This window comes from Candidatus Schekmanbacteria bacterium RIFCSPLOWO2_02_FULL_38_14, assembly GCA_001790855.1.
Taxonomy (GTDB): Bacteria; Schekmanbacteria; GWA2-38-11; order GWA2-38-11; family GWA2-38-11; genus 2-02-FULL-38-14-A.
Genome location: MGDH01000018.1, coordinates 62,856 through 77,647, shown reverse-complemented (window position 1 = coordinate 77,647; position 14,792 = coordinate 62,856). Strand labels below are relative to the sequence as shown.

General features: G+C 39.8%; 11 protein-coding genes. 8 read left to right on the top strand and 3 right to left on the bottom strand.

Going from position 1 to position 14,792, the window contains the following annotated elements:
* The first annotated feature begins 87 nt into the window (after positions 1 to 87).
* From A3H37_00720 to A3H37_00685, 8 genes are all read left to right on the top strand, one after another.
* Complete coding sequence (locus A3H37_00720) at positions 88 to 288, top strand: hypothetical protein (protein OGL50261.1); 201 nt, start codon at positions 88 to 90, stop codon at positions 286 to 288.
* 315 nt (positions 289 to 603) lie between these two features.
* Positions 604 to 864: a hypothetical protein gene (locus A3H37_00715; protein OGL50260.1), complete on the top strand. Its 261-nt coding sequence runs from the start codon at positions 604 to 606 to the stop codon at positions 862 to 864.
* Between the two features lie 12 nt (positions 865 to 876).
* Positions 877 to 1,134: a hypothetical protein gene (locus A3H37_00710; GenBank protein ID OGL50259.1), complete on the top strand. Its 258-nt coding sequence runs from the start codon at positions 877 to 879 to the stop codon at positions 1,132 to 1,134.
* Between the two features lie 314 nt (positions 1,135 to 1,448).
* On the top strand, positions 1,449 to 2,129 hold the full coding sequence (locus A3H37_00705; GenBank protein ID OGL50258.1) for a hypothetical protein: 681 nt from the start codon (positions 1,449 to 1,451) through the stop codon (positions 2,127 to 2,129).
* Positions 2,130 to 2,395: 266 nt separating this feature from the next.
* Positions 2,396 to 3,787, top strand: coding sequence for a hypothetical protein (locus A3H37_00700; protein OGL50257.1), 1,392 nt, complete (start codon positions 2,396 to 2,398; stop codon positions 3,785 to 3,787).
* Positions 3,788 to 3,877: 90 nt separating this feature from the next.
* Positions 3,878 to 5,191 (top strand): hypothetical protein, encoded by a 1,314-nt coding sequence (locus A3H37_00695; protein OGL50256.1) that lies wholly within the window; start codon positions 3,878 to 3,880, stop codon positions 5,189 to 5,191.
* A complete protein-coding gene (locus A3H37_00690; GenBank protein ID OGL50255.1) occupies positions 5,178 to 7,382 on the top strand; it encodes a hypothetical protein in 2,205 nt (734 codons plus the stop codon). The genes A3H37_00695 and A3H37_00690 overlap by 14 nt, the downstream gene beginning before the upstream one ends.
* A gap of 256 nt (positions 7,383 to 7,638) precedes the next feature.
* Positions 7,639 to 8,565 carry a hypothetical protein gene (locus A3H37_00685; protein ID OGL50254.1) on the top strand — a complete coding sequence of 309 codons (927 nt, stop codon included), beginning with the start codon at positions 7,639 to 7,641 and terminating at the stop codon, positions 8,563 to 8,565.
* Positions 8,566 to 8,762: 197 nt separating this feature from the next.
* On the opposite strand, the gene A3H37_00680 is transcribed toward A3H37_00685, so the two are convergent.
* The 3 genes from A3H37_00680 to A3H37_00670 all read right to left on the bottom strand — a co-directional run bounded on the left by A3H37_00680 (position 8,763) and on the right by A3H37_00670 (position 14,728).
* Positions 8,763 to 10,292 carry a hypothetical protein gene (locus A3H37_00680; GenBank protein ID OGL50253.1) on the bottom strand — a complete coding sequence of 510 codons (1,530 nt, stop codon included), beginning with the start codon at positions 10,290 to 10,292 and terminating at the stop codon, positions 8,763 to 8,765.
* Between the two features lie 359 nt (positions 10,293 to 10,651).
* Positions 10,652 to 13,441: a hypothetical protein gene (locus A3H37_00675; protein OGL50252.1), complete on the bottom strand. Its 2,790-nt coding sequence runs from the start codon at positions 13,439 to 13,441 to the stop codon at positions 10,652 to 10,654.
* 192 nt (positions 13,442 to 13,633) lie between these two features.
* Positions 13,634 to 14,728 (bottom strand): hypothetical protein, encoded by a 1,095-nt coding sequence (locus A3H37_00670; GenBank protein ID OGL50251.1) that lies wholly within the window; start codon positions 14,726 to 14,728, stop codon positions 13,634 to 13,636.
* Positions 14,729 to 14,792 lie beyond the last annotated feature (64 nt).

Genomic DNA, 14,792 nt, shown 5'->3' with positions numbered 1-14,792 from the left:
TAAGATTAGAGGTTTTTATACCGCGACAAGCGAAATCAAGAAGAGAATAAAGGAAGGGTCGTCCTCCCTCACTAATCCCGTCTCTTTTTGCTTCTTCTCAAAAGTTACTTTTCACTTCAATTCACCATGCTTCTTTCAGCAACTACCTCAAATAAAAAGTTCCCAGGAATCATAATAAGGTCTTGCTTAGAACCAAATAATTTTTCACCACAGAGACACCTGCCTGCCGGCAGGCAGACAGAGAACACTGAGAAAGAAATAGGGTTTATGTCACCCCTTCGGGGTTAAGCAAGAAATGGACAGATGACGGTTGGCTGATTGTGGCTGATACTTCCAACCGTGGGGGGGCGTATATTTTATCGGAAATTTGTCGGAAATGTACCGGCAAGATAATACCATGTGCATAAGTAAAAAACCCCTCAGCAATTCCTTTTGATGATTCTACAACAGGATTCAATCTTGGCTTTGAATTAAAGGAATGAATAGTAAGTCATCTTTTCCTTTACATTATAAAGTTTTTAAGTAAAATATATTTCAAATAAAAATTTTTATAAAATTCCGTTTTGAAAAGATTCTCTGCAATTTATACAAAACTAATTCACAATGCCTAAAATAAGTGAGTTCTTTGGGATAATTATTGCAATGTTTTATGATGATCATCATCCACCACATTTCCATGCAATATATGGAAAATATAAAGCAAAATTTTCTATTGAAGATTTGCAGATATTAGAAGGGAAATTGTCAAGAAGGGTAATCTCTCTTGTCCTTGAGTGGGCATTTCTACATCGAAATGAGTTAAGGAAAGAATGGAAACTTGCTCAGGAACACAAACCTTTATTCCGTATAGAACCTTTAGAATAAGGGAGGAGTAAAATGCATGAAGTAAAAAATGCACTTTATATAAAAGAATACATCATAGAAATAGAATTTGAAAATGGTAAGAAAAAAAGGATTGATTTCAAAAAATTTCTCTATGGAGAAGTTTTCGAACCTTTAAATAGTTTAAAAAAATTTAAAAATTTTCGTATAGACAAACAACTTGGAACAATAGTTTGGGATACAGGTGCAGATTTTTGTCCTGATTTTCTTTATTCCTACATGGAAAAAATAAAAGAAAGCCAAGTCTCTTAATAATTATGTGGTTTAAATAAGAGGACCGTTTTCCTACCTAATTAAAGAATATTTCATGAAGAGGACCATATTAATTGTAAACTTAGGACTAAAGGGGACGGTTCTCTTTTTTTTATGAGTTTCTAATTATCATCATATCATAGCCATATCAACTGAAAAAGAGAACCGTCCCCTTAGTCCCCTTTAATTAATTATTGACTTACACTTTTTTTTAGGATTATACTAAATTAAATTATGACTGTAATCAAACCCTTTGAAAGGAATATATCTGAAACTAAGTTTATATCTTAATTATAATAGGAGAGAGAAAAATTATGAGAAAAAATTTTGTAATAGCTTTTGTCGTGGTTTTTCTTTTCCTGACAGGTCTTTTAAATACTGAGCTTGTAGCTAAAGAAGAGATAAAATGGGGTATTGACCATTACAAATATGTTTACCCCACAAAAGAGGAATATGCAATTGAGTTCCAGCTTGCTACTGAGGATACGAAGAAACTGCAAAAAGCCCTGTTGAGGCTTCCAACCGGTAAAACAATGGTTTTAAAAAATACATTTAATTTTAATGACTTCGCTATCAATCTGAAAGCTGATGGGCTGAGCAAGGAAGAATTTGTGCGAAAGTATCCTGAAGGGAAATATCAGATTATTCTCTATCCAAAGCAGTATGGAAATCTTCAGGTAGGTGTCATCCACGATTTTCCACCTACCCCTGACATCACCTCCCCTCAGGACAATGACACAGATGTTTCTTTAACTCCTGAGATTAAATGGAGTTCTTTGAGTGGCATAGATGGCTTGATTCTCTATATCAAAGCTGAGGGTCTGGAGGAGGAGAAATTTGAGCTGTCAACAGGCGATACATCGCTGGATTTTTTAGATAGCCCGCTTCAGTCAGGTACTGAATATGAGCTGCGTCTGGAAACAAAAGATACTGACGGCAATGGTAATGATATGATTACTAGCCGGGTTATACATTTTACCACAGTCTCTCAGTAGGGCAATAATCTGGAAGTTTTAAAAGAATTTCAAAGGGGACGGTTGTTAATGCTCACTAATTCGGTAACTTTTCGGAGCTTATCAAAAGCTCTTATATAGTTTAAACCTCAAATAAAGGTGCCGGTTCTTAATACTCACCAAAAGTTATTGCAGATTGTTTACACACTCATTATACTACTCTAAGCAACTCTAAGCAAAGCAATAAAAAAAATTGAAAAAGAAAACTAATTAAAAACAAGAAAGATATAATTTAATAAATCAAATAAATGCAGATTCTGCTTGTAACCCCTATAAGCAACACTCATTATGTTGTCCCGCCAATCGGGCTGGGATATTTAGCCAGTGCTCTCAGAAAAAATGGTTTCTCTGATATTTCAATCCTTGATTGCATAAAGGAAAAATTCAGTTTTAAAGATTTTGAAAATTTTATAAGAAAAGAAAAACCAAAAATCGTAGGGTTTCAGGTCTTCTCCTTTGATTTTGGCAGAGTTAAGCAATCAATAGAAATTGTCAGGAAATCAAATCCTGACACTATTATAATCATTGGGGGCGCTCATGTCTCAACAACAAGAGAAAAAGTTCTGAAAGAGCTTGATAAGGCAGATTACGGAGTTTGGGGAGAGGGAGAAGAAAATCTTCCGCTCTTGCTGAAAAAAACTTTAAATAGTGAAGATATTGCATTCAAAGACATTCCGGGTTTAATCTGGAAAGACGGGAATAAAATACAGGTTAATGAAAGAAAATTCATAGAGGATTTGGACTCCCTTGAGTTCCCTGCATGGGATTTACTGAAGCCAGACACCTATCCTGACAACCCTCAGGGGGCTTTTTATAAAAATTTTCCAATAGCACCTATCAGCACATCAAGGGGTTGCCCGTACCACTGCACCTTCTGTGCCTCATATACCAATATGGGAAGGAAATTAAGGTTGAGGAATATTAAAAATGTGCTGGACGAGATGGAACTTTTGTATAATGACTATGGAATCAGAGAATTCCACATAATTGACGATATGTTCAATCTCTACAAAAACAGAGTCAAAGAGTTCTGTGACGGAGTAAAAGAAAGAAAAATGAATATAAGCTACACCTTCCCGAATGGCTTGAGGCTCAATACCCTTGACCGTGAAATGCTTATGCTTATGAAAGAAACAGGAGCATATGCTTTTACTGTCGGGATTGAATCAGGCTCGCAGAGAGTCCTTGACCACATGAAAAAGGAACTGAGCCTGAAATTAATCGAGGAAAAGGTCAATTTGATAAATGAAGTGGGGCTTGAGCCGAGCGGTTTTTTTATCATAGGCTATCCTGCAGAAACAAAAGAGGATATAGAAGCAACAATTAAATTTGCAAAAAAATTAAAGCTTAAAAGAGCCCACTTTGCCAATTTTCTGCCTCTTCCGGGAACTGAAGCTACTGAAGAGTTGCAGCAAAGCAAAGAAATAGGTAACATCCAATGGGAATCTTTATTTTATTCTAAGGTTCCATATTCTCCAAAAGGAATATCAAAAAAGGAGATTAAAAAATTTCAGAGAAAGGCTTTTTTATCATTTCATCTAAGGCCTAAAATACTTTTAAAAATGCTTTCTGAGATAAAAACTCCCAAGCATTTTAAATCTATCTTGAAAAGAGGATGGGATTATCTGTTTGTTGATTGATAGGACAAGATTACACAGATTAAATTTATAGGCGGGACTTTCTAACCCCGCATTTTCAGACAAAAAACGAAAGGTAAAGGTTATTCAGAATTGAAAGTAGGTATAATTGGCGGAGGAGTTGCTGGTCTGTCATCAGCATATGAGCTTTCGAAAAAAGGGATTAAAGTAACTCTCTTTGAAAAAAACCCTGTCCTCGGAGGACTTGCAAGTTCTTTTCCGTTGGATAACGGGTTTATAGAAAGATATTACCATTTTGTCTGCCTCGGTGATGACCCTCTTTTTCCTCTGCTTGAAGAATTAGGGCTTAAAAACAGGCTGAAATGGATAAAAACAAAGATGGGGCTTTTTTATGATGGGAAACTCTACCCGTTTGGAAGTCCATTTGACCTCTTAAAATTTCCATACCTTACACTGGTTGAAAAGTTAAAGTTTGGGTTTGCGCTCATGGAAATAAAAAGTAGAAATGCTGACGACTGGAAGGATATTGAAAATATTCCATCCCCTGAATGGCTTATATCAAAATTTGGAAAAAATGTTTATGAGATTCTTCATGAGCCTCTTATAAGACTTAAATTCGGAGCTTATGCCTCAAACCTCTCTGCTGCATGGATGTGGGCAAGGATACACCGCATAGGGAAATCAAGAAGCAGGATTACACAGAAAGAAACCCTTGGTTATCTTGAAGGCGGGACAAAAACCCTCATAGATAAGCTTGAGAAAGAAATAATCAACAAGGGCGGAGAGATAATCAAAGGAACTGCAGCAACCGGAATAGAGTTATCCTCTGCTCTATCACTAAAAGGAATCAAGATAGATTCTCAGATAACAGAATTTGATGCTGTTATATCAACTGCGCCTTCCCCTGTTTTTTTGAACCTCCTGCCATCCCTTGCCGGAACATATTGGGGAAACCTGAAAAAGATCGACTCCATAGGAGTAGTTTGTGTGCTTATGAAAACTGAAAAGCCCCTGACTGAAACCTTCTGGCTTAATATCAATGACAGGAGAATAAGTCTTGCAGGTGTCATAGAATATACCAATCTGAATCCTTGTACTTTTCTGAACGGCGGGAAAATAATATATCTGCCCCAGTATCTTCCTTCTACTGATGAAAGATTCTCATGGGATGATAAAAAAATCATATCTCAGTACACAGAATACCTCCATACAATAAGGAGTGATTTTAAGGAAAAAGATATAAAATCTGCGTATGTATTCAGGGACAAATATGCCCAGCCTATATGTGAAGTCGGTTTTTCAAAAGTTATGCCTGATATAAAAACTCCTGTCAAAGGCTTATACATGACAGACTCATCACAGCTTCACCCTGATGACAGGACCATCTCAAACAGTATTGACCTTGGCAGAAAAGCGACTAAACTGATATTTGATGACTTCAAATAAATCTTATATTTATTTTCCTCTTGTTATCCCTCTCCTCCTTGGAGGAATTATAAGGTTTTTTTATTCCTTAAGCACACCCCTGATAGAAACTGACGGGGCAGTAATTCTTTTAAATGCACGGCAATTCGCCTATACAGGAAAGATCAGCATAGACTCGAGTCTTGCAGGAATAATTTTGGGTTTTATCTACCGCTTCACAGGTGAGCATTTAGTCGTTGGTAAAATTCTTGAATCCCTTGTTGCGCTTATCACAATCATTATAACCTACATTTTTTGCATAAAAGCTTATAATCCGCGGGTAGCATTTCTGTCTTCCACTTTCCTGGCTATCTTCCCTCTCCATGTAATCTTCTCATATCTGTGCAAGGGATACACATATACATCTCTTTTAATAATCTCCTCAGCCCTTCTCCTGCTGATAAGCATAGAGAAAGAGAAATTTTCTTTTGCTGTTCTTGCAGGAATTACTGCGTCCCTTGCCTTCTTCTTCAGGACATTTTCAATGGCAATCGTTATTGGAATTTTTGTCTGGCTCCTTATAGATTTAATTATTAAGCTTAAAAAGAAAGAGAAAACAGATTTCCTGAGCAAAAACCTTTCTGTTTTTTTAATTTCTTCAGTTTTATTCCTTCTTCCCTTCTTTGCCTACCGCATAAATAAACTCGGCATATATTTTTTCAGAGACTTTGGAATGCCTGCATGGCTTCAATCAATGGAGTATTTCTACCGTGGTTTGTGGTCAAATATCTGTGATTACTATTCATTAATCTATTTCATTTTTCTCCCGTCATTTGTTTTTTTTATTTACATATCATTCAGTAATAAAAAAATTTATATCCCAAACCTGCTGGTTCTTGTTTTTTCTCTTTCCTACATAATTCTTGCGATAATAAATCCGGGGCATCATTTCCCGAGAATCCTCATGCCTGCAGTTCCGATGATGTGTATTATTATGGCTGTTGCCATTGACTCTGTTTTCAATAGTTCTTCTCAACATCATAGCCCCTTTTTAATATTAACTCTTGTTCTTGGAAGTATATTTTATCTATTCTTAAAATTCACAGGTCCTTTTAACACTCCTCTTGAGAACTTAGACGGAATCCTGAAAATGACCTTTTATGTTTCCATATCATACCTGCTAATGGCACTCCCTTCTTTGCTCATAACAAAGGCATTGAACTCAAAATCGTTATTTCAGAGTAATCTATTTTCATATACAGGAACCTCAATTCTGATTTTAATGATTATATTCTACAGCATCAGGTACACCTATTGGAGGACCAAAGATTTAACCGGATGGATAAACAGTTATATTCAGGCAATAAAATTTATTCCTGAAAGCCCTGATTCCCTGCTTGTCTATGAAAACGCCCCATTTGCAAATTTAATGGGATTTGAGGCATACAACTTCAGAGACCTTGAACTCTCAGATGGAATCAGAATGATAAGGGGAGATGTTGAGGAGACTGCGAGAAAATATTTTATAAGGTTTTTTGTTGTTCCTTCACATGAAACTGATGACAGGATATATTACACTTACAGGGAGATGAGCCGCAGGTTTACCGGGAAAGACCCGGAGTTTCATTCAAGACTTGAATCATCAGAATCAATCAGTAGAATTTATGATAATGGCAATATTGTTATATTCTTTTATCCATACGAAGAGAGTTCGCCGTTTCCGCTAAGACTTAAACAGATTTCTCTGGACTCTTTGACAGGCAAATCATTTGCATTTAACAAAACAGAAGTCTATTTCCGGATATCAGGAGCCAAGAAATACCTGAAAACAGATTTACAAGATACAGTGTTTGTTGAAACTGATAAAAGCAATCCAGTTCCAAAACCGCTTCAAGCTGCAAGGCAGAATATTTCTTCTTTTCTTTCTCCTGCGGAGACTTTCAATAATAAAACAACCACTCTCCTTCCAATAATTATTAAAAATGAAAAAAACAGATTTTCTTTTTCTATAAAAAACCATGCTGATATTGAAGAAAACTATATTTACAATATTTATCCTGAAGAATTGGGCATCAGACAAGGTTCAGTTAAAGTGTTGCCCCATTCAGAAAAAATCATAGCAATAGATTTTTCACTTCAACAGTCAGAAAAAAAGAAAATCAAAGTTGACGTCACATCACAAAGCACAAAGCATACTTATTCAATCTGCTTCTGGACAGAAAAACCAGAATAACAATCTCCCCGACAATGTCATTGCGAGGAGCAAAGCCTGCCTACCGCAGGCAGGCGACAAAGCAATCTCTCTTTTCTCCCCCATTACTTGCCTGCCGGCAGGCAGGGAAAAGGGGAATAGAGGGGGATTTGAGATTCTCGGTCAACCTGATAAGATGCCTTTCCAATTGACATGAAAATACCTTTATCCTATAAACAAAAATTACTAAGGTAATCAATCAAAAACAATTACAACGAATTCTCAGGAGGATTAATATATGAATATTTTAGTCATAGGCGCAACAGGAGATGTTGGTTCTGAAGCAGCAAAAATTGCTGTGGCAAAAGGGCACAAGGTAAGAGCGCTGGTAAGAAGCACTTCTAACAGGGACAAACTGGGAGAAGCAAAAAGCAAAATAGAATTTTTTGAAGGAGATATTCTTGACAAGACTTCTCTTGAACCTGCCATGAAGGGAATAGATGCGCTTATTATTTCAATAAGACTCACTCCTGGTGAAATTAAAAAAGGACGGAAATATGAGGATGTGGAGCTTACAGGAGTAAATAATCTTGTGGAAGTGGCAAAGAAAAATGGAGTAAAAAAAATAATTCATGTAACAGCAGTCGGAGTTGGTCCACAATCCGTATCTGACATGTACATGGCAAAACACCAGTCTGAGGAGACAATCAGAAATTCAGGAATCGGTTATACGATTTTTAAACCATCAGGAATGTTCAAGGATTTCCAGTTCTTCCATGTCCCAAATGTATTGAAAATGGGTGAAGCAGCCAAATGGCCCTTTGGACCGGTGACCTTCCACATGAATCCTCTCTCCCATGTTGACCTTGCAAAATGCATGGTAGATGCACTCACAAATCCAAAGTCAGCAAACAAAAGCCTTGAGATTGGCGGACCAGACTGCATTACGCAGGGAGACCTCCTCAATATGATTGCAAAAGAGGCAGGCATAAAGGCAAACTATACAGAGGGTGTTTCAAAGGAGCAGTTAATTGAAATGGTAAAAGCAAATCCGCAGAAGTCATTCTTCACTGCTGAACAGATTAAGGACTTTATGAATGACACAATCCTTGACCACAAAGGAATAAAGGATATTTTTGGTATAGAATTCCAGCACGTTTCTGACTTTGTTAAAAAAGCAGTCCCTGCGGTAAAAGCTGCAATGGCTAAGCAGCAGGGGAAATAGGTTTAATCAAAAAATATTCATCGAGTCTAAAAGTCTTTCCTACAAGATTTAAAAATTTTACTTTATATATCAGATTTATTTTTCATTGCAAATATTAAAGCCGTCAGAGAATTTTTCCCTGACGGCTTTAATCCAGAAAATATTTATCGAGCCTGCCTGCAGTAGGCAGGGAAAGGCTCTCTCACAGTTGATTGTTCTTACTGCCCAAACCTCAATTTCAGCAAAGCCTTTGCTTTATGGCTGTTCCCGCTGTTGTCAGTGACAGCAAATCCAAAGTAGTTTATATCAGTTTCACCTGTTTTGAACACATAGTCTTTAGTGTCAGTAGTATTGAGTTTTCTCTTAAGTACTACTGTCCATTTTCCGTCTAAATAGCCGCTTGATGCCTTGATATCTCCATTGCCAGGCTCTGTAATATTGGTTCCATCCTTAAGGATTCTTCTCCTCACTTGCGCACCATCCCCTAGAACTTCTTCAGTTGTTCCATTGCTAAGATAATATTTCCCATCAGTAGCATTTATCTCAGCAAGGTAATTTGAAGCCTTAAGGGATGCGATCTCGCTATTCTTTATTATCTCTGTTACAGGAGAAGCTCCTTTACCTGAAGCAGCAGTCCAGATATATTTTGGCCTGTCCGTGAATCCAGCAGGACCATCGTTATTGCTTGTAAGCCCTGCACCATCATTTGTTCGAAGTTTGCCGTCAGATGCTTCCTGGTCCTCAGCAAGTCCTATACCATCGCTTCTTCCAGCTTTCCAGTGCCAGATGTCAAAGGCACCACCAGAAGGTGAACCCATATCAGCAATCTCTTCAATCTCCCTATCAGCATGGCAGCTAATACAAGTTTGAGCTGATGTAGGTAATACATGGACAAAGGTTGTATCTTTACCTGAAGAATTTGGATGGCAAACTGAACAATCATTGACTGCGTCAGTGGTGTTAGGCACAATCTTAGTTTTAGTTGGGTCATTTGCATCCTTCAGGTGGCAGAGCATTGCACATCCAATCTCCTGAAAAGTTTTTCCCTCTCTGCCAGCAACGTCTGTAATTGGCCATGCAATAAGAATTCTGTCCTCATTGCCAGCTTTAGACCATGTGCTACTGCTTGCACTATATGTCCAGACCTCATGGGTGTTATTCTGGGTTGAGTCATCCCATTCAAATCTCATGAAGATATTTGTGCTGTCATGAGATGCCTGAAGCTTTACTGCAACGAGATTCTCTTCACCGAGAGCACCATGTCCTCCAGTTGCTGGGTTGCCTGTTGTCTGGATTAATGAACCAGATATTTTTGCCCAATCAGCCTCACCTGGTTCATCTGTTACCTTTTTAGCAATTATATCAGCCTGAGGTAATGTGCTTTTCTTAACCTTGAAAATTTTCTTTGCCTGGCTTTTTTTCCCATCAGGATTAGTAACAGTTACAGGTTTTGGTCCTATCTTAGCATCTGAGGCAATAGTGATGTTTGCAGTTAACTTTGTCGCTGAGACAAACTCAACTCCATTCACAGTTATCCCTGCGCCTAAACTAACAGTAGGTGTGTCAACAAAATTCTTTCCTTTTATAGTTACATCAAGGGGTTCCCCTTGTGCTCCTGTTTTCGGGGTTATGCTTATAACCGTTGGCTTCTTTCCTGGTTTCCCCTTAGCAGTGGCATAGGAAAAGGAAAGAATCGAGGAGATAAACACTCCTACGAAAATTGTCGTCAAAAATAAATTTCTCTTCATATATCCTCCTTAAATATATTCGGTAGCTAACAGAATTCAAATCTAACCTTCTCCAGTTTTTATCTATTCTATTGCATCACCCCTTTCCATTTTTTTCTTTTCTATATCGAGCCTTGAAAGGCGCTCCCACATAAAACTGTGCCTGCCTACCGCAGGCAGGGGAGGCCCCTTCTGTGGGGCCGATTATTTTGCAAAAACTTTTAGCCTATACCTATTTCAAAGTCAACCTCTATTTAATCAGAACCTTTATCTCTTCCTCCTATAATATCTCATATGGCTAATTAGAAATATTTGATAAAATAACAAGCCTACCCCCCCCCATCGGGAATAGGCTTGTTAACGAATCCACCTTGCTTTATTTACTCTGCAGGCTCTCGTAGATACGGTGGCTTATAGGGACTCGAGATATTGTGCACCTTGTCAGGAGAAAAGTCCCTACCAGAACCATGACACACAACACATGTCTCTATCTCATCACCGCTCCATGGATCTGTAGGTGTCGTATCATACGTCATCAGATTACCGTGGGTAGTTGCCTCATCGTTGTCGTGGCAGGCAAGACAGGCTAACCGAGATGGTTCTGTCTTCCAAGTCCCGGTCGTATCGGCGCTGTGACACTTGGTGCAGTTTCTTATATCCTGAGGGAAAATCACTTCAGAGAAATCGTATTCAGGCCAATACGTGGCAACCCCGCTTACGAGCCTATACAGTGGTTTTACATCCTCAGGATGCTCCAGATAACGACCGCGGTGAACACCGTGGATTCTGCTTGATAAGGGCTTGGCACCAAAACCGCTCCAGCCGCTCGTTGAGGTCCCGTTCGTTCCGGTCGGGGGAGCGCCGGCCCAACCATATCCAGTCCCCTCACGATTGTAATCGTGGCAGTTCTTGCAGATGTCTGGATTGAATGGCACTGATAAGGAGGTGCTGTGCATTGTTGTATCACCATGGCAATTGGTACAGTTTGTAGCAACCTTCTTTTCTTCTGTAGCCCCACCCACTTGGAAATTGACCACCGCCGAGCCGCCAAAACCAGATGTCGGACTCATCTGGGCAAAAGCAGTATAGGTGCCTGAGGTCAGACCGGCAACATCGTCTAACTGGTACGTAACTGCAGTGGTGGAACGACTCACCTTCGGATCCTCATCAAAAGAATCTTTGCGGACGCGGAAGTCATTGCTGGCATAGGAACGAGGTGTAGGGGTTTTCGCACCAACGGTCCACCCCATAGCCGTTGCAACTGAACTTGCAAAGATCTCGACCTTGGATGTCGAGCCTCTGGTATTGCTTTTAATCGTGACTTTTGTTGTGCCAGACGCAGAGACTGTCGCCACATCGCCAATGCCATCAGGAAGCGCCTTTTTCAGCCATGTAATGACCTCTGCCTGGGTCGCAGCTGCCGGATTTGCGAAATTACTTGCCGCAGCCGTTACCGTGCGGGAGGTACCGTCAATGCCAATGATAAAGGTAGGGTCGCCTGACAGATCCCAGGGTCCATCCTTGCTGTTCGTCGCCAAAGCACGGACGGCTCCAAGGCCCTTGGCCGAGGTGGTAAGCACAGGTTTTGTATTTTCACGCGGGCCGGAGACGTAGAGAGAGGCACGGCTGAAGGCGGTCTCTGTTAGCGTGTTCGGGTCAATTGTGGCACCAGTGGTAGCATCTTTGATTGTTATTGTTACCTGAGGCGCCTCGCCCGCAACATAGTGAGTCTCATTTGCCGGTGCGCTTAGGCTAATCTCTACAGTATACTTGTAAGCTGGCGAATCAACCTTGTGAACCGTTGAAATGGGTGCAGGTGCCGAACCCTTGGTCCATGAACCATCTGCAGGGTGGCAGGTAGAGCATCCGGTATCGCTATCCTGTTGTAAACCAGGATGTGCCTCTTGTCCTGAAGGAAGGGCTGCCGGATCACCAAACCAGATATTATCATGGCAGGCGCCACAAGCAAGACGTGAAGGTGTGGTCTTCCATTTATCATCCACGTGACACATAGTGCAGTTCTTGACATTTGCAGGAAATACCACACTTGTGTAGTTTTTGAAAATACCTGTCGTCGCGTCAGTGTTGAGCGCGTTCTTTAACTCCTCTCCCATATGAACACCATGTACACGCTTTACAATCGGATCCGGAATTTTATTAGAGCCATCAGTGGCAGAGGGATTAGCGGGATCAGTGTATGCTGCATAGCCATCTGTGTTATGGCAGCTCTTGCACGTTCTCACTGCCCACGAGTCAATTGATGGGTATCCAGATGAACCGGCGGTACGAGGATCTATGTGATGGAAGTAATATTTCCCGCTATCAGCACCCTTATGGCAGACAGAACAATTTTCCCTCTCTACTATTTGCGTCTCAGCAGTAGCTGTTCCAATCTGGAAATCAGCAAGCGGGAACGACTGCACAGAAGGGTCATCTTTCAAAACAGCCCACAAACTTGCTGTGTATGTCCCTGCTTCTTCATCTGTGATTGGCTGGAGCGTATAGGTCAGAATATTATCATTGAGCTGAACATTGGTGTCTGTAACGAGGTCAATGTAGTGATGCGGGCCCGTGTTAGCTAAGGAACGGTCAGTGGACGCATTGAGCAGATTCACCGCTGTTTTAGTCTTGGTCGTTTCCTGTGGACCATAAACCACCAGGCGTAGCTGCGAATAGTCACTGCGGCTGGACAGGTCGGGCAGAGAAATGGTGATTATTGGTTTCTCACCCGCAGCAAAGTGAGTCCCGTTTGCAGATGTTGACAGAGTTATAGCCTCTTCAGTAACAGGAATTACAACCTCTGTTGACTTAAAAACAACATTTACTGTTCTCCTTGTTGCAAATGTAACAGGCTTTGATTCAGGGTCAAAGGTATAGCCTTCCTTTGCAGGAGTAACAGTGTAAGTTCCTTTAGCAAGTTTTGTAAACTTTACAATACCTGTTTTTTTCGTTGTAGCAGTCTTGGGTGTTGTTAAATCTCCTCCTGTGACCTCTACCGCTACGCCTGTTCTGTTAGTGGCTTTATTTGACTTTATCTTAACCACTATGTTATAAGTTTTTGCTGCACTGGCTTCTTTCTCAAAAACATAGGATGCTGAAATGGCAAAAAGAAAAGCCAATGCACATATAAACCATTTTCTTTTCAGTATCAAAAATACTTCTTCAATCATAGTTCCTCCTTTTTCTTAAATATATCCGGTAGCTAACAGAATTTAAATCTAAACTCTTTCCCTTACTATGTAGCTTGTCTCATCACCTCCTTATTTTTTTCTTCGCTATCGAGCCTAAAAAGGCTCTCCCACATAAAACTGTGGAAAAGCCCTTCTGGGCTTGATTGTTTTATGAAAACCTTTGTCTCATAGCTATTTCAAAGTCAACATAAAATCTGTCAGAGCCTTTATCTCCTCGGGTGTAAGTTTATAGTCAGGCATAAAAGAATGAGGACTTATTGACCGCGGAGTGTCAAAATGTTTTATAAGCCAATCTTCATCATGCCTTGCGCCAACTCCAGTTAAATCAGGTGCTCCATCACCTCCTTCCCCTTTTATCTTATGGCAGTAATAGCAGTTCATCTCTATATAAAGCTTTTCACCTGGACTCATCTCAGGCTTTGTAACTTTTCTACTTAATGCAAGGATAGGACCTCTTTTTAGAGACGCTATGTATTCTTCTGGCACCTTTTCATCAGTAAGGCTTAAGAGATATATAGTCAAGGCTCTTGCATCTTCATCACTGAGTTCCAAATTTGGCATCACTGAATCAGGAACAACTGCTTCCGGATTTTTTAGATGCTCGAATTGCCAGTTAGCAATAGTGTGCTTGCCCTTTACACGGGTAAAATCAAAATGGTGTTTTGTCTTTAATCCTTCCTTTGTAAGCTCAGGTCCTACACTTTCTCCTTTATCTCCTACTTTATGACACTCATAGCAGTCATTTTCCTCAAAAAGTTTTTTCCCTTTCATTGCAATCTCAGCACCCTTAAGGTCAGGGTCATCATGACATTTTAGACATGAGGCTTGCAGATAAATACCCCTTAGCATGGTCTTATCCCAGAAATCCACATCACCATGGGCATCATCCTTTGTAGTAGCTCTTCCCTGCCCTTCATGGCAGATGGTGCATCCAAATCTATCAAAGGGAAATTGATCAAAGGGATGCATTGTTGGGTCGGGATGAGACTTATATGGATTCTTTTTGTAAGACTTTTTCTCATATTCCATTCCGAGATGGCAGGTTGTGCACCTATCAACTCTATTCAAATCCTCTAACACTATCTGTTTTATTCTCAAAGGAGTATTTCTTATCACTTTTTTCTCTTCAGCGTTTTTTCCTCTCTCTGATTCAATCTCGTAGAACCTCTTCTGGAAATCCTTCCACTCTCTATCATAATCCTTAAAGATGGCAAGAGAAAAAAAGACCAGGAGAATAATACTAAAAAATGTAAAATATTTAACCATGTATTTAAAATCTAAAATCCTAAATTCGAAATTCTAAATAATATGAGTTTTCTTGTCATTGCGA

What these genes read in the sequence shown, in the direction of transcription:
- A3H37_00670 (OGL50251.1), bottom strand. Translation starts at nt 14,728, where the DNA reads ATGGTTAAATATTTTACATTTTTTAGTATTATTCTCCTGGTCTTTTTT.
- A3H37_00690 (OGL50255.1), top strand. Translation starts at nt 5,178, where the DNA reads ATGACTTCAAATAAATCTTATATTTATTTTCCTCTTGTTATCCCTCTC.
- A3H37_00700 (OGL50257.1), top strand. Translation starts at nt 2,396, where the DNA reads ATGCAGATTCTGCTTGTAACCCCTATAAGCAACACTCATTATGTTGTC.
- A3H37_00715 (OGL50260.1), top strand. Translation starts at nt 604, where the DNA reads ATGCCTAAAATAAGTGAGTTCTTTGGGATAATTATTGCAATGTTTTAT.
- A3H37_00680 (OGL50253.1), bottom strand. Translation starts at nt 10,292, where the DNA reads ATGAAGAGAAATTTATTTTTGACGACAATTTTCGTAGGAGTGTTTATC.
- A3H37_00705 (OGL50258.1), top strand. Translation starts at nt 1,449, where the DNA reads ATGAGAAAAAATTTTGTAATAGCTTTTGTCGTGGTTTTTCTTTTCCTG.
- A3H37_00685 (OGL50254.1), top strand. Translation starts at nt 7,639, where the DNA reads ATGAATATTTTAGTCATAGGCGCAACAGGAGATGTTGGTTCTGAAGCA.
- A3H37_00675 (OGL50252.1), bottom strand. Translation starts at nt 13,441, where the DNA reads ATGATTGAAGAAGTATTTTTGATACTGAAAAGAAAATGGTTTATATGT.
- A3H37_00710 (OGL50259.1), top strand. Translation starts at nt 877, where the DNA reads ATGCATGAAGTAAAAAATGCACTTTATATAAAAGAATACATCATAGAA.